Raw genomic sequence first — 1040 nt, 5'->3', positions numbered from 1 at the left:
AAAGTAAAATAGCTTGGTAAGCAATTAGCGTACCAAGCTATTTTTTATATTTATCATGACGTTATGTTATCGACAATAAGTTGACACCAAGAAATGTCTGATTTTAATGTCAGAAAAGATAACTTTTGTGATTGAACTGAAGCTCGATCTAACGCTGCAAATTATACTTGCGCATTTTCTCAACCAACGTTGTACGGCGCATACCCAGCATATCTGCAGCCCTTGCAACGACCCCACCTTGCGCTTCTAACGCTTGGCTGATCATGTTGACTTCCAAATCTGCTAATAGCTCTTTTAGATTCACCCCTTCTGGTGGCAACGCTTGAGGCGCATTCATGTTGTGATCCAGATCGCTTTGCTCGTCAAAGCTGAAGTCTTCCGAGAAGATGTCTTGGAACACATCGCGCTCTTGCTCTTCAATCGAAGTGAACGGATTACCTTCAGGTTGGAACTCTGGAATATCACTGTAGCGATATTTCGTCGGAAGATGGTTCACATCAACCAGACTGTTTGGGTACAAAATGATCATGCGCTCAACAAGGTTAGCTAACTCGCGCACGTTACCCGGCCAGTGGTGTTCCATCAAAGAGTTGATCGCACGCGGCGTGAAACAGATTGGCTGGCCGCCTTCGGCTTCCAGACGTGTCATCAGCTCCTGCAATAACAATGGGATATCTTGCTTACGCTCTTTTAGCGCTGGCATTTCGATTGGGAAAACGTTCAAACGATAGAACAAATCTTCACGGAACGTGCCCTCTTCGATCATGCTTTCCAGATTACGGTGTGTCGCAGCAACCACACGCACGTTGACTTTGATTGTCGAGTTTCCGCCAACTCGCTCAAAACAACGTTCTTGAAGTACACGCAATAACTTCACTTGCATCGACATTGGCATGTCACCAATTTCATCAAGGAAGATCGTGCCACCGTCTGCTAATTCGAATCGACCTTTACGCGCCGTTAACGCACCAGTAAACGCGCCTTTTTCGTGGCCAAACAATTCGCTTTCGAGTAGCTCCGGTGGGATTGCACCACAGTTA

The 1040-nt window shown here is 46.0% G+C and carries 1 protein-coding gene; it reads right to left on the bottom strand.

All coding sequences use genetic code 11. The features are described 5' to 3' along the window. Positions 1–148: 148 nt before the first annotated feature. On the bottom strand, positions 149–1040 hold an 892-nt coding region (locus R7R78_RS24480; protein ID WP_225474422.1), incomplete at its 5' end, for a sigma-54 interaction domain-containing protein.

The sequence above is a fragment of the Vibrio sp. 2134-1 genome, assembly GCF_033339495.1.
Note: the sequence above shows the minus strand (reverse complement) of the source record. Positions and strands in the feature narration are given on the sequence as shown.